Origin of the sequence: Burkholderia sp. COPS, assembly GCF_019425585.1 — a bacterium.
Classification (GTDB): Bacteria; Pseudomonadota; Gammaproteobacteria; order Burkholderiales; family Burkholderiaceae; genus Burkholderia; species Burkholderia cepacia.
Genome location: NZ_WIXR01000009.1, coordinates 325143 through 351352, shown reverse-complemented (window position 1 = coordinate 351352; position 26210 = coordinate 325143). Strand labels below are relative to the sequence as shown.

Sequence of the window (26210 nt, the reverse complement as noted above, 5' to 3'; positions counted from 1 at the left end):
CGTTGAATCGGCGTAGATGTCACCAGTAAATGCGCGATTTACCGGTATATCTGGCCGCGATTCCCGGTAATCAGTGTCCATTTTCTCGCCGGCCGGCAGAAAGGCGTCGAATGGACGCGTGGCGGATCGCCGCCGCCACGTCATACGAACAATTGCATCGGCCCGCCGCCCGGCGGCAATGCCCATCGATCCACGGACCATGGCAGAAACCGATTACGCAGTGCCCAGCGAATCCGGCCTGACGAGCCGTGTCGCCGCACATCTGCGCCGGCTCCTGCTGCCGCACCTGATCTTCTATACCGGGCTGCTGATCGCGCTGCTCCTGCTGTCCCTGTGCGGGATCGTGCTGTACGAAGGCCGCATCGACGCGCGCGACCGCTCGATCTCGATGCAGCAGAATCTCGCGCTGATGGCGTCGTGGGACATCGAGCGCAACATCGAGATCTACTCGCTGTCGCTGCAGGCCGTCGTCGAAGGCGCGAACGACCCGGATGTCGTCAAGCTGCCGATGCCGCTGCGCCGCCAGGTGCTGTTCGACCGTGCGACGACGGCCAAGTACCTCGGCGGCATCTACGTGCTCGACGCGAAGGGCGACATCGCGGTCGACGGCAAGAGCGACGTGCCGCGCAAGGCCAACTTCGGCGACGAGCCGTACTTCGCGGTGCACCGCGACCATCCCGACGTCGGCCTGTACGTCAGCCCCCCGTATCATTCGCGCTTGCGCGGCGGCTCGCCGAGCATCGCGCTCAGCCGGCGGATCACGAAGCCCGACGGCTCGTTCGGCGGCGCCGCCGTGATGTCGATCCGGCTCGAATATTTCCAGAACCTGTTCTCGCGGCTGTCGCTCGGCGATCGCGGCTCGATCGCGCTGATCAACACCGACGGCAAGATGCTCGCGCGCGAGCCGTACGACCCGAAGATCGTCGGCCGTGACATCAGCCGCGCCAGCACGTTCCGGCGCTTCATGACCGCCAACGAAGGCAGCTTCGCCGATACCGCGTCGATCGACGGCGTGCGCCGCCTGTACGTGTTCCGGCATCTCGAGCACCTGCCGCTCATCATCATGGTCGCGCGCTCGGAAGCGGATACCTACGCCGCGTGGTACGACCGTGCGATTCCGATCGGCTCGGCGATGGTCGCGCTCGCGATCGGCTTCGTCGGCCTGTCGCTGCTGCTCGACGTGCAGCTGCGCAAGCGCCACCGCGCGGAAACCGAACTGCAGGCGCTCGCGCGCACCGACGGCCTCACGGGCCTCGACAACCGCCGCATGCTCGACGTCACGCTCGCACGCGAATGGCGTCGGGCCGCGCGCTCGCAGCACGCGCTGTCGCTTCTGTTCATCGACGTCGACTACTTCAAGCGCTACAACGATACCCAAGGGCACCAGGCCGGCGACGACGCGCTCGCCGCGGTCGGCCACTGCATCGCCGGCTGCCTGCGCCGCCCGGCCGACTACGCGGCGCGCTACGGCGGCGAGGAGTTCGTCGTCGTGCTGCCCGACGTCGACACGGACGGCGCGGCGTCGATCGCCGAGACGATCCGCACCGGCGTCCTCGATCTCGGCATCCGGCACGACGCCGGGGCGACCGGCCGCCTGACGGTGAGCATCGGCGTGACGACGAGCTATCCGGAACACGACGACGACATGCAGGCCGCGCTGAAGCTGGCCGACGACGCGCTGTATCGCGCGAAGGAAGGCGGGCGCAACCGCATCGTCGTGCTCGCGGCCCCCTCCGGCGGCCTCGCGGCGCGGCGGGCCTGAACGGGCCACCGCCGGGCGACGGCAGGGCGGCTGGCCGGCCCCTGTCGCCGCCCGCGCGCAAAATCGCCGACAATGTCGCCTCGACACGCCGCCCCGCGGCTGCCTGGCCCGGCCGGCCCGCGCGGTGCGCGGCCGCTTCGCACCACCATGAGACTCAAGGCAAAGATCTTCCTTCTGGCCATCGTGCCGTTCCTGCTCGCGATCGCCGGCATCGGTTTCGGCGTGCGCCAGCAGGCGACGTCCCTCGCGCGCACGCAGCATGCGACGATCCAGGCCGCGTACCTGTCGAGCAAGGAGGTCGAGCTCAAGCACTACGTCGAGCTCGCGACGAGCGCGATCATGCCGCTCTACGACGCGAGCGGCCGCAACGCGCGCGACGACGCGCTGCTGCGCACGCAGGCGCTCGCGATGCTGCAGAAGATGGATTTCGGCCCGGACGGTTATTTCTTCGTGTACGACCTGCACGGCAATTCCCTGATGCATCCGCGCGAGCCCGAGCGCGTCGGCCACAACTACTGGTCGATGCGCGACCCGCAGGGCGCGCTGACGATCCAGAAGCTGATCGGCGCGGCGTCGAGCGGCGGCGGCTACGTGCGCTACGCGTGGCAGCGGCCGTCGACGGGCCGCGTCGCGCCGAAGCTGGGCTACGTCATCGCGCTCGAACGCTGGGGCTGGATGGTCGGCACCGGCATCTATCTCGACGATGTCGACACCGCGCTGCAGCGCATCGACGCGCGCGCGTCCGCGAACATCGAGCGCACGATGAGCTGGCTCACCGCGATCGCGCTCACGGGTGCCGCCGCGATCGCCGTGTGCGCGCTGGTGCTGAATGTCAGCGAGTCGCGCAGTGCCGACGCGAAGCTCAAGCTGCTCGCGCAGCGCGTCGTCGAATCGCAGGAGCAGGAGCGGGCGCGGCTGTCACGCGAGCTGCATGACGGAATCAGCCAGATGATGGTATCGGCGAAGCTGATGCTCGAATCCGCGCTCGCGCGCTTCGAACGCGGTACCGCGCGCATGCCCGAGGCCGAGCAGGCGCTGACATCGGGCGTCGTGCGGCTCGGCGACACGCTGCGTGAAGTGCGGCGCATCTCGCATGCGCTGCGCCCCGCGATGCTCGACGATCTCGGCCTCGCGGCGGCGCTCGAGCAACTGGTGCGCGAGCTCGGCGCCGAAAGCGGCATCGACATCGGTTATACGCAGGTCGCACACAGCGGCGCCCGGCCGCTGCCCGCGGCGGTCAACACCGCGCTGTTCCGGATCGCGCAGGAAGCGTTGAGCAACATCGTGCATCATGCGCGCGCGTCGCGCGCGGCCGTCACGCTCGACGTCGGCGCGCAATCCGTCACGCTGACCATCGCCGACAACGGCTGCGGCTTCGACGCCGAACGCTCGCAGGCCGACGTGCGCCACGGCATCGGCCTGCGCAACATGCGCGAGCGCCTCGACGCGCTCGGCGGCACGCTGACGATCACGTCGCAGGTCGGCCACACGATCGTCGCCGCGCGCGTGCCGCTACCCGGCGCCGCGTCATGACGCGCCCCATCACAGGAGACCTTTCACGCATGAGCGCCCCCGACACCGCCCGGCCCGTCGCCCGACTGCTGCTCGTCGACGATCACCCGCTCGTGCGCGACGGCTTGCGGATGCGGCTCGAAGCGGCCGACCTGTCCGTGGTCGGCGAAGCCGGCAACGCCGACGAGGCGCTCGCGCTCGCCGCGTCGCTCGAACCCGATCTCGCGCTGATGGACATCGGCATGAACGGAATGAACGGCATCACGCTCGCGGGCGTGTTTCACGAACGCTTTCCGGGCATCCGCGTGCTGATGCTGTCGATGCACGACAACGTCGAATACGTGACGCAGGCCGTGCGTGCCGGCGCGAGCGGCTACCTGCTGAAGGATTCGCCCGCGAGCGAGATCGTGCGCGCGATCGGCACGGTGCTGGCGGGCCAGACGTTCTTCAGCGAAGGGCTCGCCGCGCGGATGATCCACGCGAGCACGACCGCGTCGCCGCTCGACCGGCTCACGCCGCGCGAACGCGACATCCTCGACGCGCTGGCGGAAGGGCTGTCGAGCAAGCAGATCGCGCAACAGACGGGGCTGTCGGTGCGCACGGTCGAGACGCACCGGCTCAACCTGAAGCGCAAGCTGGAGATCGAGGGACAGGCCGAGCTGATCAAGTTCGCGGTCGAGCATCGGCGAAAGTAGCTCGGCGCCGCGATCTGCCGCAAAAGGCTCGCCGGCCGGCAAGCCGCATCATTCCGGCCGTGAAGACGTCACACGCGCCGCCGCCGCGCGCCCCGGTTGCTTCTTCGTTTCACGCCGCATCATCAGCATCACCGCAATACCGATACTGAGGATTCCGGAACACAGGACCGCGATCGAAAACCCGTGCGCCATCGCATCCCGATATGCGCCAAGCAGTGCCGGCTGTCCCGCCGCAAACACATGCTCCATCACCGCCTGCCGCGCCAGCGTATCCGCTTGCGCACTGCCGGCCGCTTGCATTGCGGCCGTCATCCGGTGCAGCGCACCGACGCTCATCATGCTGCCGAGCACCGCGATGCCCATGCTCATCCCCGTCTGGCGCAACGCGTTCATCGTCGCCGACGCCATGCCCGCGCGTTCGGCCGGCGCGAGTTCCATCACGGTCATGCCGGTCGCGGGCACCGCGAGCCCCATGCCGACCCCGAGCACCGCCAGCGCGACGCCGACCGGCACATACGGCGTTCCCGCACCGAAGCCCGCCATGGCCGCGAGCATCGCGCCGACCAGGCCATACCCGGCCACCATCAGCGCGTGCAACGGAATACGCGCCGCGATGCGCCCGAACAGCATCGACGTGATCGCCGTCATCACGAACTGCGGCATCAGTTGCCAGCCGGCGGCGGCGGGCGTGCGGCCCTGCGCCTGCTGCAGGAACAGCGACAGGAAGAACAGGCTGCTGTACCCCGAGAACCCGAGCACGAACGACGCGAGATTGGCACGCACCAGCCGCCGGTCGCGAAACAGCCAGACCGGCAGCAGCGGCCGCTCGACGCGCGTTTCGACACGCACGAACACGACGAACGCCACCGCGGCGCCCGCGAGCGGCGCGAGCACCTTCACGTGCGACGCGCCGGCTTCGCCGATGCCGATCAGCCCGTACGTGAGCAACCCGAGCCAGGCCACGCTCAGCGCCTGGCCGAGCGGATCGAACGCCGCGTGCTGAGGATGCCGGCGCTCCGGAATGCCCCACGCGCCGAGCAGCACGGTCACGATGCCGATCGGCACGTTGACGAGAAAGATGTCCTGCCATCCGCCATGCTCGACGAGCAGGCCCCCCACCAGCGGCCCGAGGATCAGCGCGAGCGCGCTGAACGCGGACCATCCGCCGATCGCGCGGGCACGCTCGCGCGCATCGGGAAACGCATGCGTGAGGATCGGCATCGCGCCCGGTATCAGCAATGCGCCGGCGAGCCCCTGGATCGCGCGCCCGATCAGGAGCGGCTCGAGCCGGCTCGCGCATGCGCAGACCACCGACCCGGCCGTGAACAGGACCACGCTGGCGAGCCACACACGCTTGTGTCCGTAGCGATCGCCGAGCGGGCCGGCCGACAGCATGAACGCCGACAGCGCGAGCGCGTACGCGTTGACGACCCACTGAAGGCCGCCGATGTCGGTATCGAGCGCCGTCTGCAACGTCGGCAACGCGACGTTGACGATGCTGATGTCGAGCGTGGCGAGAAAGGTGCCGAGACAGGCGGCCAGGACGAGTGCGGCGCGACGGTAGCGAGGCATGGCGGTCGGCCCTTCACGGGCACGAAGATGAGAATGATTCGCATCATATATATCGACTGACCGTCGGTCAATGGATTGCGTTGGCCGGGAACGGGGCGCTGGCCTAAACTGCGGGCTTTGCACGAACGGGCGTCGAGCCGCGCGATGACGGACAGGACAAAGGCAGGAACCACGACAAGTAAGGACGACGCGCCGGCGGGCAAGCTGCCGCGCACGAAGCCGGCGGAAGTGCGCCTCGAGGAGCTGATGGCCGCGGCCGAGACGCTGTTCCTCGCGCAGGGCGTGGAAGCGACGACCATCAGCGAGATCGTCGAGCACGCGCAGGTGGCGAAGGGCACGTTCTATCACTACTTCGAATCGAAATCCGACATGCTCGCCGCGCTCGCGCAGCGCTACACGGCGTCGTTCCTCGACCGGTTGCAGCACGCGGTGGACGCGTGCGATCCCGACGACTGGCTCGCGCGCCTGCGCGCGTGGATCCGCACCAACATCGAAATCTACGCGGCGACCTACCGCACGCACGACATCGTCTACGCGAATCACCATCACCACGATCGCGCGAATGCCGACAAGAACGCGATCCTCGAACAGCTCGGCGCGATTCTCGACGGCGGCGCACGGGCCGGCACCTGGCGGCTCGCGCACCCGCAGGTCACCGCGCTGCTGATCTATGCGGGCGTGCACGGCGCGACCGACCACATCATCGCGGCGCCGGAAACGGATCGCGCCGCGTTCGTCGACGCGGTGGTCGACGATTGCCTGCGGATGCTCGGCGTCGGCACCTGACGCGCAACCAACGCACAGCCATGAAAAAAGGCGCCCGAGGGCGCCCTTCATGCATCCGGATTCCGAACCGCGCAGCAGCGGTCAGTTCGTCCGCGAATTGTGTTTCTGCAGATACGCGATCAGGCCGTCGATCCCGCCCGATGCGAGCTGGCTCTTGAACTGGCCCTGGTAGACCTGGATCAGCCACGCGCCCGACATGTCGATGTCGTAGATCTTCCAGTCGTTGCCGACCTTGCCGAGACGATAGCCGACCGACTGGCTGTCGCCCGGCGTCGTGACGGTCGACTGCACGAGCGCGTCGGCGCCCGACGCGCCGCCGGCCTTGAACGAGAACTTCGCGTCCTGGCTGCCGAGCTGCGCGAGCGACGCGGCGTAGGTGCGCGTCATCAGCAGCTTGAACTGCTTGTAAAGCTCCTGCTGCTGCGGCGGCGTGGCCTGCTTCCACGCGTCGCCGACCGCGATGCGGGTCGTGCGCTCGAAGTTGGTCGCAGGCAGGAAGCGCTGCTCGACGACCGCCGAGACCTTCGCCATGTCCCCGCCGCGTGCGGCCGGATCGGCCTTCATCGCGTTGACGGTACCTTCGACCGCATTGCGGACGATATCGACCGGCGCGCTCTGCGCAAAAGCGGAAACCGACACGGCGGCCGCCGCGACGAAAGCAAACAGATGACGTTTCATACGAATATCGCTCGATGAGAAAAAACGACCGGTTCATTGCACCGGCCGACGAAGCAAAGTATACCGGGCCCGACGCCTCGGTGCGCCGCCGTGACCGACTGTTACCTTTCAGGTTCCTTTGTCACAGGCGTGCGGCGGCGCGACGAGGCACGGCGGCGCCGATTATGTAAATATCCCCTTACAAACCGGCGAACCATCGGTATCGATTCCGCCGTCGCGAACAAATCTCCTTCCCGCCCCGAAACCCCCAACGTCACGACCGCCGCCACGCTGCGCCGGTATACTTGGCTACTTTGCCCTTGCCAGCCGCTCCCCACCGCCACATGGTGACATCTCTCATCGTCCGACTCGTTGCATGGTCGGTGCGCCGCCCCGTCTGGGTCGTCGTCCTGTCGCTCGTCATCGCCGCGTTCAGCGGCGTCTATGTCGCGCAGCATTTCAAGATCAACACCGACATCAGCAAGCTCGTCGATGCCGAGCCGCAATGGGCCGCGCTCGGGCAGGCCGTCGACAAGGCGTTCCCGCAACGCAACGGCACGATCCTCGCGGTCGTCGAGGCGCCCGCGCCCGAATTCGCGAACGCCGCCGCGCATGCGCTGACCGAAGCGCTGCGCAAGGATGCCGACGCCGGCCGCATCGGCCAGGTCGCCGAGCCCGGCGGCGGGCCGTTCTTCGAGCACAACGGGCTGCTGTTCCTGTCGCCGCAGGAGGTCACGGATACCACCGCGCAGCTCGCGAGCGCCCGCCCGCTCGTCAACGAACTCGCGAAGAACCCGAGCCTGACCGGGCTCGCGACCACACTCTCCACCACGCTCGGCCAGCCGCTCCTGACCGGCCAGGTGAAACTGCCCGCGATGGCGAAGCTGCTCGCACGCAGCGCCGCGACGGTCGACGACGTGCTGGCCGGCAAGCCGGCCGCGTTCTCGTGGCGCGCGCTGGTCGACAACGATGCCGCGCGGCAGCCCGCGCGCGCGTTCGTCACCGTGCAGCCGGTGGTCAACTACGGCGCGCTGAAGGCCGGCGCGGAAACCAGCCAGGTGATCCGCGACGCGGCCCGTTCGCTCGACCTCGAGAAGCGCTACGGCGCCGCCGTGCGCCTGACCGGCGAACAGCCGCTCGCCGACGACGAATTCGCGTCCGTCGAAGATGGCGCGGCGCTCAACGGCGCGCTCACGCTGCTCGCCGTCCTCGTCATCCTGTGGCTGGCGCTGCGCTCGAAGCGGATGATCGGCTCGGTGCTCGTCACGCTGTTCGTCGGCCTCGTCGTGACCGCCGCGCTCGGCCTCGCGATGGTCGGCTCGCTGAACATGATCTCGGTCGCGTTCATGGTGCTGTTCGTCGGCCTCGGCGTCGACTTCTCGATCCAGTACGGCGTGAAATACCGCGAGGAGCGCTTCCGCGATCCGCGCATCGATCACGCGCTGATCGGCGCCGCGCACTCGATGGGCATGCCGCTCGCGCTGGCCACCGCGGCCGTCGCGGCGAGCTTCTTCTCGTTCATTCCCACCGCCTATCGCGGCGTGTCCGAACTCGGCCTGATCGCGGGCGTCGGGATGTTCGTCGCACTGCTGACCACGATCACGCTGCTGCCGGCGCTGCTGCGCCTGTTCGCGCCGCCGGGCGAATCGAAGACGCCGGGCTTCCCGTGGCTCGCGCCGGTCGACGACTACCTCGATCGCCATCGCAAGCCGATCCTGATCGGCACGCTCGTGGTCGTGGTCGGCGCGCTGCCGCTGCTCGCATTTCTCCACTTCGACTTCAACCCGCTGCACCTGAAGGATCCGCACAGCGAATCGATGGCGACGCTGCTCGCGCTGAAGGATTCGCCGGAAGCCGCCGTCAACGACGTCACGCTGCTCGCGCCGTCGCTCGCCGATGCCGACGCGGCAGCGAAGCGCCTCGACGCACTGCCTGAAGTGGGCCGCACGACCACGCTGTCGACCTTCATCCCCGCCGACCAGCCGGCCAAGCGCGCGGCGATCGCAGCCGCCGCGAGCGACCTGCTGCCCGCGCTGACGCAGCCGGCCGCGCCGCCCGCGACCGACGCGCAGCGCGTCGCCGCGCTCAAGCGCGTGTCGGACCTGCTGAGCTACGCGGCCGAAGATCATCCGGGCCCGGGTGCGGCCGCCGCGCAGCACCTGTCTGCCTCGCTCGCGAAACTCGCCGCCGCGGACGCCGCGACGCGCGACCGCGCCGAGCGTGCGTTTTCCGACACGCTGCGCATCGCGCTCAACCAGCTCGCCTCGCTGCTGCAGCCGCAGGACATCACGCGCGAATCGCTGCCGCCGCAGCTCGTGCGCGACTGGGTCGCACCGGACGGCCATGCACTCGTGCAGATTTCGCCGAAGGTGCCGAAGGGCGTCGACCCGAACGACGACACGATGCTGCGCCGCTTCGCGAAGACCGTGAAGGCCGCGGAACCGGGCGCGACCGGCGGGCCGATCTCGATCCTGCATTCGGCCGACACGATCATCAACGCGTTCCTGCATGCGGCCCTGTGGTCGATCATCTCGATCACGATCCTGCTGTGGGTCACGCTGCGCCGCTTCGGCGACGTGCTGCGCACGCTGGTGCCGCTGCTCGTGTCGGGCATCGTGACGCTCGAACTGTGCGTCGTGCTCGGCATGTCGCTCAACTTCGCGAACATCATCGCGCTGCCGCTGATGCTCGGCGTCGGCGTCGCGTTCAAGGTGTATTTCGTGATGGCGTGGCGCGGGGGGCAAACCGGGCTGCTGCACTCGAGCCTCACGCACGCCGTCCTGTTCAGCGCCGCGACGACGGCGACCGCATTCGGCAGCCTGTGGCTGTCGCACCATCCGGGCACGTCGAGCATGGGCAAGCTGCTCGCGCTGGCCCTGACCTGCACGCTGATCGGCGCCGTGGTGTTCCAGCCCGTCCTGATGGGCAAACCGCGCGTCAAACGCGCCAAGAACCAATCGCAAGGAATCAATGAATAAGGTGCGAATCATTGCGGCGACCGTTGCCGCCAGCGCAGTGCTGACCGGCTGCGCGACGGGACCGAACCGCAACCCCAACGACCCGCTCGAGCCGATGAACCGAGCGATGTACAAGTTCAACGACACCGTCGACACGAACATCGCCCAGCCGATCGCGAAGGGTTACCAGAAGGTCACGCCGACGCCCGTGCGCACCGCGATCAGCAACTTCTTCTCGAACCTCGGCGACCTCGGCAACATCGCGAACAACCTGCTGCAGTTGCGCATCACCGATGCGACGCAGGACTTGATGCGCGTCGCGATGAACTCGCTGTTCGGCGTCGCCGGCCTGATCGACATCGCGACGCCGGCCGGGCTGCCGAAGCATCACCAGGACTTCGGCCTGACGATGGCACGCTGGGGCGTGCCGTCGGGCCCGTACCTCGTGCTGCCCGTGTTCGGGCCGAGCACGTTCCGCGACGGCGTCGGCCGCGCGGTGGACGTGCGCTTCAACCTGCTCAACTACATCGAGCCGGCCGCGCGCAACCCGATGTACATCGCGCAGTTCATCAGCGCGCGTTCGGACCTGCTCGGCGCGACCGACCTGCTGAAGCAGGCCGCGCTCGATCCGTATTCGTTCGTGCGCGACGCGTACCTGCAGCAGCGCAAGTCGCTGACGTACCGCAGCCAGTCGTCGGCGGCGACGCTGCCGACCTACAACGAACCGGGTGAATCGGGCGCCGTGCCGGCCGCGGCGCCTGCCGTGCCGGGGTTGCCGAACTACGAGGATCCGGGCGAGTCGGGCGGTACACCGGGCGCGGCGCCGAACAATGCGCCGGCCGCGCCGGGGCTGCCGCAGTACGACGATCCGGGTGCGGACGGTGCGATGCCGGCGAGCACGCCGGCTGCTGCGCCTGCCGCGGCATCGGCAACCGCGCCGGCAACGCCTGCGAGCAGTCCGGCCGCGCAGTAACGCTGCAACGGCTACCGCCGCAAGGAAAAAGAGCGCTGCAGTTCAAGTCTGCAGCGCTCTTTTTTTGTCCGCGATTTGTCCGCGATTCGTCGGCGAGAAACGGGAAGAGGAGGGAAAGCGAAAAGCGGCGAACGCCGCTCAGACGATCCGCATCGCGCCCGCACGCTCGAATGCGTGCCGCGCCTGGATCAGCGTCGTGCGCGCCGCGCGCGCGTCGCCGGCCACCTGCAGCAGCGGGCCGAGCTGCGATGGCTGCTTCAGCAGTTCACGCAGGATCGGCAGGATCGCCGTGCTGCCGTCGTCGCGCAGGCCGGCCGTCGCCGCGCTGGGCAACGTGCGCCACGCCGGATCGACGATCGCGCGGCACACCGCGAACGGCACACCGCGCGCCGCCGCGAAGGCCGCCGCGATATGCGACTCCATGTCGACGGCGAGCGCGCCCTTCGCGCGATGCAGCGCCGTCTTTTCCTGTTCGCCGACGACCGGTGCGCCCACGGCCGCGATCGTGCCGCGCGTGACGCGCGCCCACACCGGCGTGTCGTGCAGCGCGGCGACGAGCCGCGTGCTCCAGCGCGTATCGGTCTCGACGCGGCCGAACGGCCCGTCGATCGCGTTCGCGATCACGAGCGCGCCGGGCGCGAGGTCGGGCGCGAGCCCGCCCGCGGTGCCGAAGCTCACGATGCCCGCGCAACCGCGCGCGGTCGCCTCCGTCAGTGCGCGTTCGAGCCGGTCGGCGCGCGCGGCGAAGACCGCTTCGACGCCGTCGCCGCGCGCGATGCGCGCCTCGAACGCCATCCCCGTCACGGCGATGACGGGCAGCATGCCGGTGGATTGCGTCGCCACGCGTTACAGCCCGAACGTGACGCGCGTCGTGTTGTCGCGCTTCAGGTTGCGATAGCGCGCGAGCGCCCACAGCGGGAAGAACTTGCGATAGCCGTGGTAGCGCAGGTAGAACACGCGCGGGAAGCCCGTCGCCGTGAAGCGCGCCTCGTCCCACAGGCCTTCTTCGTTCTGGTTGGCGATCAGGTAGTCGACACCGCGCGCCACCGCCGGGTTGTTCACCTCGCCGGCCGCCATCAGGCCGAGCAGCGCCCAGGCCGTCTGCGACGCCGTGCTCGGCGCCTGTTCGAAGCCGCGATAGTTCAGCTTGTAGCTGTCGCCGTCCTCGCCCCAGCCGCCGTCCTTGTTCTGGATTGACAGCAGCCACTGCGCGCCGCGCTTCATGCGCGGATCGTCCGGCGTCAGGCCGGCCGCGTTCAGCGAGCACAGTGCCGTCCACGTGCCGTACACGTAGTTCATCCCCCAGCGGCCGTACCAGCTGCCGTCCGGTTCCTGCTCCTTGAGCATGTAGTCGAGCGCGCGGCGCGCCGGCTCGCTGTTCAGCGGCGTCTCGCCGAGCTGCGCCAGCATCGACAGGCAGCGGCCCGACACGTCGGCCGTCGGCGGATCGAGCAGCGCGCCGTGATCCGAGAACGGGATGTTGTTCAGGTAGTACTGCGTGTTTTCCGGTTCGAACGCGCCCCAGCCGCCGTCGCTGCTCTGCATCCCGACGACCCACTCGCGCGCGCGCGCGATCGAATCGCGATACGCGTCGTTCTGCCGGAGTTTCTGCGCGCGATCCATCGCCACCGCGACCACCGCCGTATCGTCGACGTCCGGGTAGTGCGCGTTCGCGTACTGGAAAGCCCAGCCGCCGGGCCGCACGTGCGGGCGGCGCGAGATCCAGTCGCCGCGCACGTCGAGGATCTGCAGCGGGCGCAGCCATTCGAGGCCGCGCAGCACGGCTTCCTCGGCCCGCGCGTCGCCCGTCTCGAGCAGCGCATGTGCGGCGAGCGACGTGTCCCACACCGGCGACAGGCACGGCTGGCAATACGCTTCGTCGTCGTGCACGACGAGCAGCTTCTCGATCGACTTGCGTGCGATCGCGCGGTTCGGATGATCTTCCGCGTAGCCGAGCACGTCGTACATCATCACCGCGTTGGCCATCGCCGGATAGATCGCGCCGAGGCCGTCCTCGCCGTTCAGGCGCTCGTCGACGAACGAAACGGCCTGGCGGATCGCGCGTTCGCGCGTGTAGTTCGGAAACAGGCCGTCAGCCGCGCGCAGCGCATGGTCGACCACGCGGAAGAACGCGAACCAGCCGGGGCTCTGGTGACCCTGGCGCGGCAGCAGGCCGGCGTTGACGGGCGGATCGATGAACAGCTCGTCGATGCGCACGCCGCGCGGGTTCTTCGCGAGCGGGCGCTTCGCGTTCAGCACGAGCAGCGGCACGATCACGGTGCGCGCCCAGTACGACACCTTCGACAGGTGGAACGGGAACCACTGCGGCAGCAGCATGATCTCGACCGGCATCATCGGCACCGCGCGCCACGGAATCGCGCCGTACAGCGCGAGCTGGATGCGCGTGAACACGTTCGACATCTCGGCGCCGCCCATCGCGTGGATCGCGCGGCGCGCACGCTGCATGTGCTCGGCGTTCTCGTCGTCGCCGATCACCTTCAGCGCGAAATACGCCTTCACGCTCGCGCTGATGTTCGGCGCGCCGTCGGTGAACAGCGGCCAGCCGCCGTCGGCCTGCTGGATGCGGCGCAGATACTTGCCGATCTTCTGTTCGAGCTCGACGTTCGGCGTCTCGCCGAGATAGTGGACGAGCAGCACGTATTCGGCGGGAATCGTCGAATCGGCTTCGAGTTCGTAGACCCAGTGGCCATCCGCGTTCTGCGCGGCCAGCAGCGCGTCGGTCGCACGCGCGACGGCCGCATCGACGCCGGCCGGCACGGTGCCGGCGGACAAGGTAGCCATTTCGGTGAGATCGTTCATCGGTCCCTCTGTTGCTTACTGTGTCTGGAGCACGTCCGCGGCCAGCTGGCCGGAGCGGATCGCGCCCTCGATCGTGGCGGGCAAGCCGGTGGCAATCCAGTCGCCCGCCAGCACGAGATTGGTCCAGCGCGTACGCACGGCCGGACGCTTCATTTCCTGCGACGGCACCGCCGCAAAGCCCGCGCGCGGCTCGACGACGAGCTGCCACGCGGGGATGGTTTCCGGGTTCGCGCCCGTCACGCGCGCGACGTCTTCCCAGATGCGCCGCGCAAGCGTGTCGCGCGGCGTGTCGAGCCAGCGGCCGGCGTCGCGGATCGTCGCCGCGAGCTGGCCGCCGCCGGTGCGCACCGCATCGACGACACCGTTCACGACCGCCGTCTGCAGCGGCGTGCCGGCCGGCGCCTCGATCGCGAAATACGCGGTCACGACCGCGCTGAACGTGTCGGGCGCGGTGAGCTCGGGCACGAGCGGCTGCGCGACCTCGGGCGGCACGGCCAGCACGACGGCGTCGCCCGGTGCGAGGTCGATCCGCTCGCCGCCGACCGAGACCGCATCGACCGCATTGCCGTGCGCGCCGAATTCGAACGCGTCGAGCCGCGAGTTCAGCCGGATCTGCGCGCCGCCGTGCTGCAGCATCCGCAGCGCCGGCTCGACGAATGCGCTGCCGAGACCCTGGCGCGCGACGAGCGGACGGCAGCCGGGGCCGCCCGCGGCAAACGTGCCGCACAGCGCCGCACGCGCGAGTTCGGCGCTCGCGTGGCGCGGCTCGACGTTCAGCACACCGAGGAAATACGGCCGCAGCCAACGTTCCCACAGCATGCCGTCGCATCGCATCGTCTGTGCGAGTGAGCGGCCCATGCGCGCGAACGCGAGCGGGGCGAGCGCGAGGTAGTCGAGCGGCGTCGTGCCCGGCGCACGCGATGCGGCATCGAACAGCCACGACGGCCAGCGCCCGTCGCCGAAGCGCAGCGTCCAACGCTGCTGCGACGCGACGTCGACGACCGGGAATTCAGGCAGCGCGGGCCCCGCGAGCCGGTCGGCCGCGCCGATCGCGCGCAGGTAGCGCTGCGTCGCGGGCTGTCCCGCGAACACCGTGTGCAGCCCGCTATCGAGCGTCGTGTTCAGCGTCCCGTCGAACCATGAGCGGCAGCGGCCGCCCGCATGCGCGTGCGCGTCGTGCAGCACGATGCGCCGCCCGCGGCGTTGCAGCTCGACCGCGGCCGACAGGCCGGCAAGGCCGGCGCCGATCACGTGGACGGTCCTGGGCATCGACTCGGTCGACTCAGAACAGCGCGTAGCGCGCGGCGATCATCAGCATGCGCGCCTTCGGCTTGCGCAACGGCGCGCGCGGGAAGGCGAAGCCGCGTGCGATCGCGGCTTCGAGAATGCAGCGATACGCACCCGACATGATGCGCGGCGCCTTCACCTGCGCACGCGGGCACGTATCCATCACCGCGTCGGCCTGGCGGAAATGCTCGAGCGCGCGCTCGACGAGCGTCGCGCACACGCGCGGCAGCGCCGGATCGCGCACGATCGTCGCCGGGCCGGTAATCGCGATGCCTTCGCGCGCGAGCAGCTCGCGCGGCAGGTAGCAGCGGTTGATCGCCGCATCGTCGTCGATGTCGCGCAGGATGTTGGTCAGTTGCAGCGCGCGGCCGAGGTGATGCGACAGCTTGATCCCTTCGGCTTCAGGCATCCCGAAAATCCTCACCGACAGCCGGCCGGCCGCGCTCGCCACGCGATCGCAGAAGAGGTCAAGCGTCGGCTCGTCGGGCGCACAGATGTCTTCGACCGCATCCATCGCCATCCCGTCGATCATCGCGTGGAAGTCGTCGCGCTGCAGGTTGAAGGCACGGATCTCGCGGTCGAGCGCGGCCAGGTGGCGCGGCGGGCGGCCGGCGTAGCATGCGTCGATGTCGGCGCGCCAGCGATCGAGGCCCGCATTGCGCTCGGCGCGCGGCAGGTCGCTGTCGGCGATGTCGTCGACCGCGCGGCAAAACGCATAGACCTGGAACATCGCATCGCGCTGCACGGCCGGCAGGATGCGCATCGCAAGATAGAAAGAACTGCCCGATGTGACGGCAGCGGCGTCGGTTTCTTGTTCGTCCACGACGGAATTGGAAACGGCCAAGACAAGCTCCACGGAGACACCCACGCGGGGCGATTGAAGAAGCCATGCCCGGCTGGGATGGTCAGGGCGTCAAATGCGTGCGAGATATGCGAACGATCGACGCAGACAGGCACAAATTACCGGCCGGAAGCCGGAATTGGGCGAAAGTATAGCAATCTTTGAAGTTCGATGGCGGACACTCGCCGCATGCGGCGGCATGCCGGAGGCCGTTGACCGGCAAGGGCGCCCGGCCCGGGCAGGAAGCGGCGCCGGCGCTGCGTCAGCCGTAGACGATGTCGCGCTGCAGGTCGAGCGCAATGAGCCCCATTTCGCGGGTGAGCTGCAACATCGAGCGGCGTTCGAGGCGCGAGCCCATGAAGCTCGTCACGTGGCCGTCGGGCTCCGCGGTGAACTGGAACACGGCGCCGCCCGTGCCGAACCACGCACCCGGCACGTCGGGCGATTCCTGCCAGTCGATCTGCGCGAACACGCGTGCGATGCCCGCGCGTATCAGGTCGCCCGGACCGATCGGCGGCGCGATGTCGCCCAGATCGTCGAGCGAATAGGGGCCGGGTTTGTTCGGCTTCCGATAGAAGAGATAGTCGACGTTCATGGGGCGCAATCGCAGGCAAAGCAACAAATTAGCGCGCTTCGGAATAAATTCATATCGGATACGGACGAAATGTGGCCTGTACGAGACAAGAGGGACAGATCGAAAGCGGCCCGTCTGGGTGCGCACGGGTTCGTCTAAGATGACACCTTTCTCAAAATCTGAAGACCCGGACACCATGGAGACGAACGCAAGCGCCACCCCGCAGTCCGATCATCCCGTTTTCGTGCTCGTGCACGGCGCCTGGCACGGCGCGTGGTGCTATGCGCACGTTGCGGCCGCGCTGGCCGAGCGCGGCCACCTGTCGATCGCGCGCGACCTGCCCGCGCACGGCATCAACGCCCGCTTTCCGGTTTCCTACTTCACCCGCCCGCTCGACAAGGATGCGTTCGGCGCCGAGCCGTCGCCGGTCGCGAACACGACGCTCGACGATTACGCGACGCAGGTCATGCAGGCGGTCGACGACGCGTACGCGCTCGGCCGCGGCAAGGTCGTGCTCGTCGGGCACAGCATGGGCGGCCTCGCGATCACGGCGGCTGCCGAACGCGCGCCCGAGAAAATCGCGAAGATCGTCTATCTCGCGGCCTTCATGCCCGCGTCGGGCGTGCCGGGCCTCGACTACGTGCGCGCGCCCGAGAACAAGGGTGAGATGCTCGGCCCGCTGATGCTGGCGAGCCCGCGCGTCGCCGGTGCGCTGCGCATCGATCCGCGCAGCGGTGACGCCGCGTATCGCGAGCTCGCGAAGCGCGCGCTGTACGACGACGTGCCGCAAGCCGACTTCGAAGCCGTCGCGAACCTGATGACCTGCGACGTGCCGGCCGCGCCGTTCGCGACCGCGATCCCGACGACGGCCGCGCGCTGGGGCGCGATCGACCGCCACTACATCAAGTGCCTGCAGGATCGCGTGATCCTGCCCGCGCTGCAGCAGCGCTTCATCGACGAAGCCGACGCGTTCGCGCCCGGCAACCCGACCCACGTGCACCAGCTCGACAGCAGCCATTCGCCGTTCATGTCGCAGCCGGCCGTCCTGGCCGGCGTGCTGGCCGACATCGCGAAAAGCTGAGCACGGCACGCGCGGGGCGCATTCGCTGCGCGCGCAGCAGGGCGGTGCGGGTGCGCCTACGCGTAGGCCACCGAGCGGTCGCGCCCGAGGCGCTTCGCGCGATAGAGCGCGGCGTCGGCCTCGTTGACGAGCACGTCGCAAGTGGCCGCGCCCGCCTTTGCACACGCGCCGCCGACACTCGCCGTCACCGGCACGCTGACGCCCTCGGCATCGACCGGCACGCTGCCGATCGCATCGCGCACCTTGTCGGCCACGAGCATCGCCTCGTCGAGATTCGTGCACGGCAGCAGCAGCGCGAATTCCTCGCCGCCGAAGCGGCCGAACGTATCCTGCGCGCGCACGATCGACGCGACGCGGCGCGCCGTCTCGCGCAGCACGGCGTCGCCGGCCGCGTGCCCGAAACGGTCGTTGATCGTCTTGAAGTGGTCGAGGTCGAACAGCAGCACCGACATGTCGCCGCCGTAGCGCTGCCAGCGCGCGAATTCGTCGCCGAGCCGCGCCTCGAAGAAGCGCCGGTTCGCGATGCCGGTCAGGCCGTCTCGATTCGCGTGTTCGCGCAGCTTCGCGACCGCTTCCTCGCGCTCACGCTGCATCACGCTCACGTGCGTGACGTCCGAGATCGTCACGCACACGGCTTCGACGTCGCGGCCGCGCGTGAGCGGCATGAACGTGCAGTCCTGCTGCATGTAGTCGACGCCGCCCGTGATCGGCCGGTCGTGCTCGAAGCGGAACAGGTAGGGCCGCTGCTCCCACGAACTGAACGCGAAGCTGCCGAGCTGGAACACGCTCTCGAGCTTGCGCGACAGCCATGCGCGCGGCAGGTCGGGAAAACAGTCGAACAGGTTGCGGCCGATCACGTCGGCGGCCGGGATGCCGCTGTGGTCCTGCATGAAGCGATTCCACATCAGCACGGTCATCGCGCGGTCGAGCACGAACAGGCCGAAGCCCACCCGCTCGATCACGAGATCGCTCAGCGACGGGGCAGCGGCCGTCATAGCGCGGACAGCAACGCGTCGAGCGCGTCGCCCATCAGCCGGATCGAATCCTCGGCCATCAGCATCACGAAGTGAGCCCGGAATGCGTGGTCCTCGAGCCCGAAGTTCACCTCGAGCAGCAATGCCACGCTCCATGCCAGCTCGGTCGGCTGGAAGACGTCGTCGAACGACACGTTCGCGCCGAGCAGCCCCGGCGGAAAGAACACGGGCTTGCGCCCGAGCTCGTCGAGGATCGATGCGACGCAGGCGCCCATCAGCACGTTCGCGACGTCGAACACGACTTCGTCGGGTGTCGCCATCCCGCCGTACACGCCTTCGCCGAACGTGCGGTCGACGACCGACATGAGCCGCGCGATGCTCGCGGTACGGCACAGCACAATGGCCTCGCCCTTGATGTCGGAACGGAAGCCCTGGCGCACGGCGGTCACGTTGTCGTAGATGCCCGTCATCTCGCGCAGCGCATCGCCCGCGTCGGTCGCTTTCACGACCCGCACGCGCGGCACCGACAGTTCGATGAAGCGCCCGAGCAACAACGCGAGCCGTGCGGCGGCACGGCCCATTGCGAGGTTGGCGATCTCCTGCAACGCGTCGCGTTGCTCCGCCGTGAACACCGAGTCAGGCATACAACCCATACTCCTTGAGAATGGGCAGCAATGCCTCCGACGTCACGGGCTTGGCAACGAATGCGATCGCGCCCAATTCGCGCACGCGTGCTTGCGCCTGCGGCTGGATATCGGCGGATACCACGATCACGAACGTGTTCAGATCTTCGTGGCGCAGTGTCTCCAGCACCTGATATCCGCTCATGTCGGGCATCGTCAGGTCCAGAAACATTACGGAAGCTTTGCCGTCACGATACAGCGCCAAGGCCTCTCGACCATTCGCGGCATACGCGACATCGACGTCCCAGCCTCCCGGCAGCGCCTTTGTCAGAAGTTTGCGAGCGAGCAGCGAATCGTCGGCAATTACAATCGGCAAAGGCATGGGGCGAAGCGGTATACGGAATGGTCTCTCTCGCGTTAACGACCGCGCGGCGCACTTCTTGAGGCGCCAATGCGTTCGGGCGCGGGCAGCCGCCTTGCAACCGCGCGCGGGCGCCGCAACGCGGGCGCGCGCGACGCGCCGCGCGGCGAATGCCGGCAGGCGCAGATATCTGTCATAGGGAAAGCAAGGCGCGATTCTCGGAGTAAACCGGAGGCGATGCAACTCGCCATATTCACCATTTCGGACAGAATTGGTCCGAACATGCGCCATTCCGAAAACAGCCGCGACCATTTTCGAGATAAGCACGCAAAATTTTTCCTTGTGTACGTTTGCGCTGCCGGATTCGTCGCGTTTTCAATCTGACAATTTCCGCCTGTCGGAATCGACAGGATTACTGGCGTCCGGGTGCATCCGGGGCTGTACGGCGGGCCGTCGCAACTCGTTTATGATGGCAGGCACCTTCGCCTCACCCGCTTCCTCGATGACGTCCGACCGGCCCGCCGATTCCCACGCTCCCGCCTCCCCGCCCGCCGACGACTGGCAGGACGACGGCAACTATGCGTCCGGTGCGCCCGAGCACGATTTCGCGGTGCGGCGCGTGACGCTGATCGTGCTGCTCGTTGCGGCGATCGTGCTGCCCTGCATCTACGTCGTGGTGATGGCGTACAACGACCTGAAGACGCGCGAGGCCGCCGCGAGCGACGTGACGATGCGCACCGTGCGGGTTGCCGAGGAGCACGCGCTCAAGGTGTTCGACCTGAGCGAGACGCTCGATGCGCGCATCGTCGATCTCGTGCAGGACATGGACGACGCGACCGTGCGCAACAGGGAGTCCGACATCCACGAAGCGCTGAACACGATCGGCGGCGGCTATCCGCAGGTGGCGGCCGTGTCGATCTTCGGCGCGAGCGGGATGCTGCTCGCGAACAGCCTCTACTATCCGGCGCCCTATGCGTCGATCGCGAACCGCGACGATTTCGCCGGCATTCGCGACGGCAAGGTGATCGAACACATCTCGCGGCTGATGATGGGGCCGCTCAAGCTCGAGAACATTCCCGTGTTCAACACGGGCGTCGCGCGTCGCCATAGCGACGGTTCGTTCGCCGGGATGGTGTCGATCGCGCTGAAGTCGTCGTATTTCAACGCGTTCTACCGCGACCTGCTCGGCGGTGCGAGCACGCCGATGACGATGGCGCTCGCGCGCTCGGACGGCGCGGTGATCGCGTCGTATCCGCCGCCGCCTGCATTCGCGCATACCGATCGCGCCGCCACGTTCGGCGACGCGCGCAACGATCCGCGCGCCGGCGTCGTGCGGGTGCGCCACGACGGTGGGAGCAGCGAGATCGTCGCGTATCGCCAGGTCGGCAGTTATCCCGTCTACGTGACGTGCTCGTATCGCACGTCGGCGATCTGGCGTGAATGGTACGAACACCTGAGCGTGCTGTTCCTCTCGATGTTCGCGCCGTCGGTCGCGCTGTGGTCGGTGATCTGGCTGTCGCTCAAGCGGCTGAAGGCGGAAGAGGAGGCGTGGGATCGCTGGCAGGCCGAAGCGTCGATGCGACGTTCGATCGAATCGGCGTACCGGCAGTCGCGCAAGATGCAGGCGCTCGGTAATCTCGTCGGCAGCGTCGCGCACGATTTCAACAACCTGCTGATGATCATCTCGAGCAACGTGCAGATCGTGCGGCGGCGCGGGGTCCAGCATCTCGACAAGGAACTCGGCGCGATCGAACGCGCGCTGAAGAACGGGCAGTCGCTCACGCGCCAGCTCCTCGGTGTCGCACGCAAGCAGCCGCTGCACAACGAGACGATCGACGTCGGGCAATGGGTCGGCACATGCCGCGAACTGCTGAAGACGTCGCTCGGTTCGAAATCGTCGCTGGTCGTCGCGATCGAGCCTGGTGTGTGGCCGATCCGCGTCGACGTCGCGGAACTCGAACTCGCGGTGATCAACCTCGCGGTCAACGCGCGCGACGCGATGGCGGCCGGCGGCCGCTTCACGGTCGGCGCGCGCAACGTGACGCTGCGTCGCGAGGACGGCTTTCCGCTGACCGGCGATTTCGTGCAGATCTCGCTCGACGATACGGGTTCGGGCATGGCGCCCGACGTGCTCGCCCGCGCGTTCGAGCCGCTGTTCACGACGAAGGCTCAGGGGATGGGGACGGGGCTCGGCCTGCCGCAGGTATTCGCGTTCTGCGAACGCTCGGGTGGCCTCGCGACGATCGACAGCGCGGTCGGCGCCGGCACGTCGGTGCGCCTTTACCTGCCGCGCGCGCGCGCCGAGGATGTCGTCGCACGGCCGCCGGCGGTCGCGCACGACGCGGGCACGGGCACGGGCGCGCTCGCCGGCCTGCACGTGCTGCTCGTCGAGGACAACAGCGAAGTCGCGGCCGGCACCGAAGCGCTGCTGTCGCTGCTCGGGCACCGCGTGACCTACGCGCCCACCGCCGACGACGCGTTGCACCTGATCGAAGGCGCCGCTGCGAACGACGCGTTCGACCTCGTGATCTCGGATATCCACATGCCGGGCCGCCTGAATGGCATCGACCTCGCCGAAGCGGTCGAGAAGCGGCCGGAGAAGCTGCCCGTGATTCTCGTCACGGGTTACGCGGAGGAACTCGACCGCACGCGCACCGTCAACGTCCGCGTGCTGTCGAAGCCGTTCGACATCGCGCTGCTCGACGAGATCCTGCTGGGCATCCGCGAAGCGCGCGACGCACGGCACGCGCGGCACACCGGCACATGACCCGCTACGCGCGGGCCGGCGCCGGCGGCATGAACGGGGCGACGCTCAGGCCGACTTCAGCAAGCGCACCCAGCCCGTGTAGCGATCGACGAAACCCTGCAGGAACTTGCGGGTGTCTTCGCTGACGATCTGGCCCTGATCGTCGATGCGTGCCGGATCGTGCTTGATGAACATCTCGGGCTGCCCGAGCGTCTTCACGTCGAGGTACGCGAGCACGTTGCGCAGGTGCTGCTGCGCGAGCGCGGTACCCGTCGCACCCGGCGACGTGCCGAGCACCGCACCCGGCTTGCCCGACCACGAATTGGAACCCCACGGGCGCGAGCCCCAGTCGAGCGCATTCTTCAGCACGCCCGGAATCGAGCGGTTGTACTCGGGCGTGAAGAACAGCAGCGCATCGGCGGCTTCGATCGACTGCTTGAAGCGCTTCGCGACTTCCGGGAAATCCGCGTCGTAGTCCTGGCTGTACAGCGGCAGTTCGCCGATCTCGACGAACTCGAACGAGAAATCGGCGGGGGCGAGCGAGATCACGGCGTGCGCGAGCGCGCGGTTCCACGAAGCGCGACGCAGGCTGCCGACGACCACGGCGATGCGATAGGACATGACATTCTCCTTCCGGTGAGTGAGGAATCGGATCGATTGCTTCCGAACGAGCGACAAAGGTCTGTTTATAGGCAAGCCAGCCCGCGAACCGCCCCACGGGGCCGCCCGGCCGACTTTCCACAAGGTTTTCCACAGAAATTGTGGATAACTTGGCCGTTATGATCGGACGTTACACATTGCCCGCCGCGTGTCGAAGTCGACACACGACACAGGGTTCGGCAAGCATAGCGCAGCGCGTCGACCGGTTTCGTGAATTCGCGACGGAACATGCATTGCAGGCGGGCACCGCGCCCAGTAAGCTGCTCGCACCGCGACGCGCCCGCTCGGTGGCGCACGCGATTGCCTCGAGACACCGCAACCCAGACATGCCGTCCGAATACGACGATCCCGCCTATCTCGCGCAACTGCGGCGCGACCTGCTGCGCTTCGCGCGACTCCAGCTCCGCGATGCCGACGCGGCCGAAGACGCCGTGCAGGAAGCGCTCGCCGCCGCGTGGTCGCACGCGGGCGATTTCGCCGGGCTGTCGGCCCACAAGACCTGGGTGTTCGGCATCCTGCGCAACAAGCTGATCGACGTGCTGCGCGCGCGGCAGCGGACGGTGAGCTTGTCGGCGCTCGATGCCGAGCTCGACGGCGAATCGGTGCTCGATCGCGAGCTGTTCAAGGAAAACGGGCACTGGGCCGCGCATGCGAAGCCGCGACCGTGGCCGCGCCCGGAAACGCTGTTGCAGCAACAGCAGTTCTGGACGCTGTTCCAGACCTGCCTCGACCACCTGCCGGAGCAGATCGGGCGCGTGTTCATGATGCGCGAATTCCTCGATGTCGAGATCACGGACATCTGCAGCGAATTGACGCTGACGACGAATCATTGCAGCGTGCTGCTGTATCGGGCGCGCACGCGCCTGCGAACCTGCCTCAGTGAAAAAGGACTGACGACCGAAGATGCTGCCGGGGAAATGTACTGACGTGACGCGACTGCTGTCGGATGCGCTCGACCGGCATCTGACCCTGCATGAGCGCCTGCAGGTGCGAGTACACCTGCCGACCTGCAGTGGCTGCAGGGCCTATCGCGGTCAGATCGCGCTGCTGCGGACGGCCGCGAAAGCGGCGGCGGGGCGGGGGCCGGACGACGCTGATGGGTCGTCCGGGGAAGGCTAGGGGCGGCTCGCCTGGCTGCGATCGCCCGGGTGGTGGTCGCATGGTGTTCGGCGATCGTGTCGGCTTCGAATGCCGATGTTTGTTTGCGCCGGGCCGACGCAATCAGAAAAATACGGCGGGCAAGAATTATTCGAACAGCGCCCGCACCGATTCGGGCGGCCGGCCGATGGCGGCCTTGCCCCGATAAACGACAATGGGCCGCTGCAGCAAAATCGGATGAGCGGCAATCGCCGCGTAGGCTTGTGCGTCGGTCAGATCGGCGCGGGCCAGATTCAGCGTCTTGTACGGTTCCTCACCGTCGCGCAGCATGTCTCGAACCGGGCGGCCAAGCTGCCGATGCAGTGCTTCCAGCTCCTCTACCGTCGGTGGCGTCTTCAGGTACTCGACGACATTCAGGGGCGCACCGGTTGTATTCAGCGACTCGATCAAAGCAAGCGTCTCGCGCGACTTCGAGCATCGGGGGTTGTGGTAGATCGTGATCATCGTTCAAGCCTGGAGGGTAGAACCCCGTATTGTAGCCAGTCTGTATCAGGGGTCCGGGTGGGGAGGTTGGCGCGGGATCGCGGGATCTCGAGTGGATTCGCCGCTTCGCAGAGGCAGGTGGATGAGGCAGTGCGACAGGCCATGAGAGGGGAGTGCTGTTCGGGATGCGCTTCACGGCGTTGCGTTGATGTGTTTATGCGCATAAAGGTGAGCTGCTTTCTGTCTGTCACGGGATGACGGATCGAGGTGCCGTACGCCGGATCAATACGATGGGCGTTTCTGACCGGAAAGGAGGGGGGCGGTTGCGTCGCACGCCGGTTGGTTTATGCGCATAAAGCGCGTGATTGCCGGGTGAGGTACCTCTCGATTCGCGGCGCGGTAGCTGTGGAAACGTCCTCACGTGGATGGGGGTGCTACGTCGACATGCCCGCTGGTCAATCACCGCGCACTGGATTCCGGAGCCTTCGGGACGTGATCCTTCGCCGCTTGCCGCTTGCCGCTTGCCGCTTGCCGCTTGCCGCTTGCCATCGCCATCGCCATCGCCATCGCCATCGCCATCGCCATCGCCATCGGCCGCAGTTTATGCGCATAAACGAGGCACCCAAGGGGGGCGGGTTATGCCGACGCTCTCGGATTCAATTGCACGCCTCAACGCGGTGTTCCGGGCCAGGACATACCGCTCACACTCCACTCTCAGAAGAGTCGCTCCCTCGGTCGCGCGATCGACAGCCTCGGTTTCAGCGGAGTTTATGCGCACAAACTCTCCAGCTCTCAGCCCGAACCGCCTCATCGAACGGAAAGGACAACGCGCCACGATCCCGCGGCAACTCGCTATTCACACCGACGACGCCACACTCGATGACTCAAACCCCGCCCCGTTCATCGACGTTGCAGACACCCGCCACACCCTCCAATCGAGTCACTCGCCATCTCCGGTTCGTTTATGCGCATAAACCGATAGCCCGAATGGCCAATGCGTAGTTGTCGAACGACAATTTCATTGAAATTCAAATATCGTCCTGTAGAATTCCAACGACCAAAATAGGAGTGAAAATTGGCCGCGGAAATCATTGCAGTCACTCAACAAAAAGGTGGCGTCGGCAAAAGCACGATTGCCATGCACCTCGGTGCCGCGTTCCATGAAACAGGGAAGCGCGTCCTCGTCATCGACGCAGACCGTCAAAACACGCTGGTTCACTGGTCGAGCGCATCCGGCGACAGCGAAAACGGCATCCCGTTTCCGGTCGTCAACCTTGCCGAAGCCGATGGCCAGATCCATCGCGAGATCAAGAAGTTCATCAACGACTACGACATCATCGTCGTGGACTGCCCGCCGTCGATCACCGAGAAGGTGTCGGGCGTCGTCCTGCTGGCCGCATCGATTGCCGTGATTCCGACGTCATCGTCGCCGGCTGATTACTGGTCGAGCGTCGGGCTGGTCAAACTGATCCAGCAGGCGCAGGTCATGAACGAAGACCTCCGCGCAGTCTTCCTGCTGAACAAGACCGAAGAGAAGCGCATGCTGACCCGCGAGCTCAAGCGCGCGCTCGAGGAACTCGGCTTCCCGCTGCTGAAAACGCAGATACCGACCCGGGAGGCGTACAAGCAGGCGATGGCGCTCGGTCAGACCGTGCTGCAGATGAACGATCGTGGCGGCAAGCTGGCCGCCATGGAAATCCGCGCATGCGCCGACGAAATCGTCGCGATGCTGCCCTGACTTTATGCGC

At 67.6% G+C, this 26210-nt stretch carries 23 protein-coding genes; 11 read left to right on the top strand and 12 right to left on the bottom strand.

Features of this window, described 5'->3' with window-relative positions; translation table 11 throughout:
• Nucleotides 1-199 precede the first annotated feature (199 nt).
• From FOZ70_RS07525 to FOZ70_RS07515, 3 genes are all read left to right on the top strand, one after another.
• A complete protein-coding gene (locus FOZ70_RS07525; RefSeq protein ID WP_042976319.1) occupies nt 200-1762 on the top strand; it encodes a sensor domain-containing diguanylate cyclase in 1563 nt (520 codons plus the stop codon).
• Nucleotides 1763-1909: 147 nt separating this feature from the next.
• Entirely contained in the window at nt 1910-3295 is a 1386-nt protein-coding gene (locus FOZ70_RS07520; protein WP_059812158.1) for a cache domain-containing protein, read from the top strand.
• 29 nt (nt 3296-3324) lie between these two features.
• Nucleotides 3325-3969: a response regulator transcription factor gene (locus FOZ70_RS07515; protein WP_042976314.1), complete on the top strand. Its 645-nt coding sequence runs from the start codon at nt 3325-3327 to the stop codon at nt 3967-3969.
• Nucleotides 3970-4017: 48 nt separating this feature from the next.
• Here the strand turns inward: FOZ70_RS07515 and FOZ70_RS07510 are convergent, their stop codons facing one another.
• Nucleotides 4018-5541, bottom strand: a complete 1524-nt coding sequence (locus FOZ70_RS07510) for an MFS transporter (protein WP_219705356.1) — start codon at nt 5539-5541, stop codon at nt 4018-4020.
• A gap of 144 nt (nt 5542-5685) precedes the next feature.
• On the opposite strand from FOZ70_RS07510, the gene FOZ70_RS07505 reads away from it, so the two are divergent.
• On the top strand, nt 5686-6327 hold the full coding sequence (locus tag FOZ70_RS07505; protein ID WP_219705353.1) for a TetR/AcrR family transcriptional regulator: 642 nt from the start codon (nt 5686-5688) through the stop codon (nt 6325-6327).
• A gap of 81 nt (nt 6328-6408) precedes the next feature.
• On the opposite strand, the gene FOZ70_RS07500 is transcribed toward FOZ70_RS07505, so the two are convergent.
• Nucleotides 6409-7005 (bottom strand): ABC transporter substrate-binding protein, encoded by a 597-nt coding sequence (locus FOZ70_RS07500; RefSeq protein WP_059857189.1) that lies wholly within the window; start codon nt 7003-7005, stop codon nt 6409-6411.
• 323 nt (nt 7006-7328) lie between these two features.
• Here FOZ70_RS07500 and FOZ70_RS07495 point away from each other — a divergent pair, with 323 nt between their 5' ends.
• Both FOZ70_RS07495 and FOZ70_RS07490 read left to right on the top strand, forming a co-directional pair.
• A complete protein-coding gene (locus tag FOZ70_RS07495; RefSeq protein WP_219705350.1) occupies nt 7329-9962 on the top strand; it encodes an MMPL family transporter in 2634 nt (877 codons plus the stop codon).
• Complete coding sequence (locus FOZ70_RS07490; protein ID WP_219705348.1) at nt 9955-10914, top strand: VacJ family lipoprotein; 960 nt, start codon at nt 9955-9957, stop codon at nt 10912-10914. The genes FOZ70_RS07495 and FOZ70_RS07490 overlap by 8 nt, the downstream gene beginning before the upstream one ends.
• A 138-nt stretch (nt 10915-11052) precedes the next feature.
• On the opposite strand, the gene FOZ70_RS07485 is transcribed toward FOZ70_RS07490, so the two are convergent.
• The 5 genes from FOZ70_RS07485 to FOZ70_RS07465 form a co-directional block, all read right to left on the bottom strand.
• Nucleotides 11053-11736: a phosphorylase gene (locus FOZ70_RS07485; RefSeq protein ID WP_021161398.1), complete on the bottom strand. Its 684-nt coding sequence runs from the start codon at nt 11734-11736 to the stop codon at nt 11053-11055.
• A 24-nt stretch (nt 11737-11760) separates the two neighbouring features.
• Nucleotides 11761-13734 (bottom strand): squalene--hopene cyclase, encoded by a 1974-nt coding sequence (gene shc / locus FOZ70_RS07480; RefSeq protein WP_021161397.1) that lies wholly within the window; start codon nt 13732-13734, stop codon nt 11761-11763.
• 15 nt (nt 13735-13749) lie between these two features.
• Nucleotides 13750-15003, bottom strand: coding sequence for a hydroxysqualene dehydroxylase HpnE (gene hpnE / locus FOZ70_RS07475; protein WP_042976298.1), 1254 nt, complete (start codon nt 15001-15003; stop codon nt 13750-13752).
• A gap of 13 nt (nt 15004-15016) precedes the next feature.
• Nucleotides 15017-15865 carry a presqualene diphosphate synthase HpnD gene (gene hpnD / locus FOZ70_RS07470; RefSeq protein WP_059553200.1) on the bottom strand — a complete coding sequence of 283 codons (849 nt, stop codon included), beginning with the start codon at nt 15863-15865 and terminating at the stop codon, nt 15017-15019.
• 259 nt (nt 15866-16124) lie between these two features.
• Entirely contained in the window at nt 16125-16457 is a 333-nt protein-coding gene (locus tag FOZ70_RS07465; RefSeq protein ID WP_027790205.1) for a hypothetical protein, read from the bottom strand.
• Between the two features lie 175 nt (nt 16458-16632).
• On the opposite strand from FOZ70_RS07465, the gene FOZ70_RS07460 reads away from it, so the two are divergent.
• A complete protein-coding gene (locus FOZ70_RS07460; RefSeq protein ID WP_059857192.1) occupies nt 16633-17517 on the top strand; it encodes an alpha/beta fold hydrolase in 885 nt (294 codons plus the stop codon).
• Between the two features lie 56 nt (nt 17518-17573).
• On the opposite strand, the gene FOZ70_RS07455 is transcribed toward FOZ70_RS07460, so the two are convergent.
• Genes FOZ70_RS07455 through FOZ70_RS07445 form a run of 3 tightly spaced genes read right to left on the bottom strand, consistent with a single transcriptional unit; the run spans nt 17574 to nt 19496 of the window.
• Nucleotides 17574-18512 (bottom strand): diguanylate cyclase, encoded by a 939-nt coding sequence (locus FOZ70_RS07455; RefSeq protein ID WP_021161392.1) that lies wholly within the window; start codon nt 18510-18512, stop codon nt 17574-17576.
• Nucleotides 18509-19135, bottom strand: a complete 627-nt coding sequence (locus FOZ70_RS07450) for a chemotaxis protein CheC (protein WP_021161391.1) — start codon at nt 19133-19135, stop codon at nt 18509-18511. The genes FOZ70_RS07455 and FOZ70_RS07450 overlap by 4 nt, the downstream gene beginning before the upstream one ends.
• Nucleotides 19128-19496 carry a response regulator gene (locus FOZ70_RS07445; RefSeq protein WP_021161390.1) on the bottom strand — a complete coding sequence of 123 codons (369 nt, stop codon included), beginning with the start codon at nt 19494-19496 and terminating at the stop codon, nt 19128-19130. The genes FOZ70_RS07450 and FOZ70_RS07445 overlap by 8 nt, the downstream gene beginning before the upstream one ends.
• Nucleotides 19497-19977: 481 nt before the next feature.
• Between FOZ70_RS07445 and FOZ70_RS07440 the strand changes: the two genes are divergently transcribed.
• On the top strand, nt 19978-22242 hold the full coding sequence (locus tag FOZ70_RS07440; protein WP_042976295.1) for a hybrid sensor histidine kinase/response regulator: 2265 nt from the start codon (nt 19978-19980) through the stop codon (nt 22240-22242).
• 45 nt (nt 22243-22287) lie between these two features.
• Here the strand turns inward: FOZ70_RS07440 and FOZ70_RS07435 are convergent, their stop codons facing one another.
• Nucleotides 22288-22842, bottom strand: a complete 555-nt coding sequence (locus tag FOZ70_RS07435; RefSeq protein WP_011353625.1) for an NAD(P)H-dependent oxidoreductase — start codon at nt 22840-22842, stop codon at nt 22288-22290.
• A gap of 365 nt (nt 22843-23207) precedes the next feature.
• On the opposite strand from FOZ70_RS07435, the gene FOZ70_RS07430 reads away from it, so the two are divergent.
• Nucleotides 23208-23807, top strand: coding sequence for an RNA polymerase factor sigma-70 (locus FOZ70_RS07430; protein ID WP_042976293.1), 600 nt, complete (start codon nt 23208-23210; stop codon nt 23805-23807).
• A complete protein-coding gene (locus FOZ70_RS07425; protein ID WP_059553207.1) occupies nt 23785-24000 on the top strand; it encodes a zf-HC2 domain-containing protein in 216 nt (71 codons plus the stop codon). The genes FOZ70_RS07430 and FOZ70_RS07425 overlap by 23 nt, the downstream gene beginning before the upstream one ends.
• A gap of 126 nt (nt 24001-24126) precedes the next feature.
• Here the strand turns inward: FOZ70_RS07425 and arsC are convergent, their stop codons facing one another.
• On the bottom strand, nt 24127-24483 hold the full coding sequence (arsC, locus tag FOZ70_RS07420; protein WP_059487735.1) for an arsenate reductase (glutaredoxin): 357 nt from the start codon (nt 24481-24483) through the stop codon (nt 24127-24129).
• Between the two features lie 1054 nt (nt 24484-25537).
• Here arsC and parA point away from each other — a divergent pair.
• Nucleotides 25538-26200: a ParA family partition ATPase gene (gene parA, locus FOZ70_RS07415; RefSeq protein WP_219705347.1), complete on the top strand. Its 663-nt coding sequence runs from the start codon at nt 25538-25540 to the stop codon at nt 26198-26200.
• Nucleotides 26201-26210 lie beyond the last annotated feature (10 nt).

What these genes read in the sequence shown, in the direction of transcription:
- FOZ70_RS07460 (WP_059857192.1), top strand. Translation starts at nt 16,633, where the DNA reads ATGGAGACGAACGCAAGCGCCACCCCGCAGTCCGATCATCCCGTTTTC.
- FOZ70_RS07490 (WP_219705348.1), top strand. Translation starts at nt 9,955, where the DNA reads ATGAATAAGGTGCGAATCATTGCGGCGACCGTTGCCGCCAGCGCAGTG.
- FOZ70_RS07430 (WP_042976293.1), top strand. Translation starts at nt 23,208, where the DNA reads ATGCCGTCCGAATACGACGATCCCGCCTATCTCGCGCAACTGCGGCGC.
- FOZ70_RS07515 (WP_042976314.1), top strand. Translation starts at nt 3,325, where the DNA reads ATGAGCGCCCCCGACACCGCCCGGCCCGTCGCCCGACTGCTGCTCGTC.
- arsC (WP_059487735.1), bottom strand. Translation starts at nt 24,483, where the DNA reads ATGATCACGATCTACCACAACCCCCGATGCTCGAAGTCGCGCGAGACG.
- FOZ70_RS07495 (WP_219705350.1), top strand. Translation starts at nt 7,329, where the DNA reads ATGGTGACATCTCTCATCGTCCGACTCGTTGCATGGTCGGTGCGCCGC.
- FOZ70_RS07525 (WP_042976319.1), top strand. Translation starts at nt 200, where the DNA reads ATGGCAGAAACCGATTACGCAGTGCCCAGCGAATCCGGCCTGACGAGC.
- FOZ70_RS07485 (WP_021161398.1), bottom strand. Translation starts at nt 11,736, where the DNA reads ATGCTGCCCGTCATCGCCGTGACGGGGATGGCGTTCGAGGCGCGCATC.
- FOZ70_RS07455 (WP_021161392.1), bottom strand. Translation starts at nt 18,512, where the DNA reads ATGACGGCCGCTGCCCCGTCGCTGAGCGATCTCGTGATCGAGCGGGTG.
- FOZ70_RS07435 (WP_011353625.1), bottom strand. Translation starts at nt 22,842, where the DNA reads ATGTCCTATCGCATCGCCGTGGTCGTCGGCAGCCTGCGTCGCGCTTCG.
- FOZ70_RS07520 (WP_059812158.1), top strand. Translation starts at nt 1,910, where the DNA reads ATGAGACTCAAGGCAAAGATCTTCCTTCTGGCCATCGTGCCGTTCCTG.
- hpnE (WP_042976298.1), bottom strand. Translation starts at nt 15,003, where the DNA reads ATGCCCAGGACCGTCCACGTGATCGGCGCCGGCCTTGCCGGCCTGTCG.
- FOZ70_RS07440 (WP_042976295.1), top strand. Translation starts at nt 19,978, where the DNA reads ATGACGTCCGACCGGCCCGCCGATTCCCACGCTCCCGCCTCCCCGCCC.
- FOZ70_RS07500 (WP_059857189.1), bottom strand. Translation starts at nt 7,005, where the DNA reads ATGAAACGTCATCTGTTTGCTTTCGTCGCGGCGGCCGCCGTGTCGGTT.
- FOZ70_RS07510 (WP_219705356.1), bottom strand. Translation starts at nt 5,541, where the DNA reads ATGCCTCGCTACCGTCGCGCCGCACTCGTCCTGGCCGCCTGTCTCGGC.
- FOZ70_RS07505 (WP_219705353.1), top strand. Translation starts at nt 5,686, where the DNA reads ATGACGGACAGGACAAAGGCAGGAACCACGACAAGTAAGGACGACGCG.
- FOZ70_RS07450 (WP_021161391.1), bottom strand. Translation starts at nt 19,135, where the DNA reads ATGCCTGACTCGGTGTTCACGGCGGAGCAACGCGACGCGTTGCAGGAG.
- FOZ70_RS07465 (WP_027790205.1), bottom strand. Translation starts at nt 16,457, where the DNA reads ATGAACGTCGACTATCTCTTCTATCGGAAGCCGAACAAACCCGGCCCC.
- FOZ70_RS07445 (WP_021161390.1), bottom strand. Translation starts at nt 19,496, where the DNA reads ATGCCTTTGCCGATTGTAATTGCCGACGATTCGCTGCTCGCTCGCAAA.
- FOZ70_RS07425 (WP_059553207.1), top strand. Translation starts at nt 23,785, where the DNA reads ATGCTGCCGGGGAAATGTACTGACGTGACGCGACTGCTGTCGGATGCG.
- shc (WP_021161397.1), bottom strand. Translation starts at nt 13,734, where the DNA reads ATGAACGATCTCACCGAAATGGCTACCTTGTCCGCCGGCACCGTGCCG.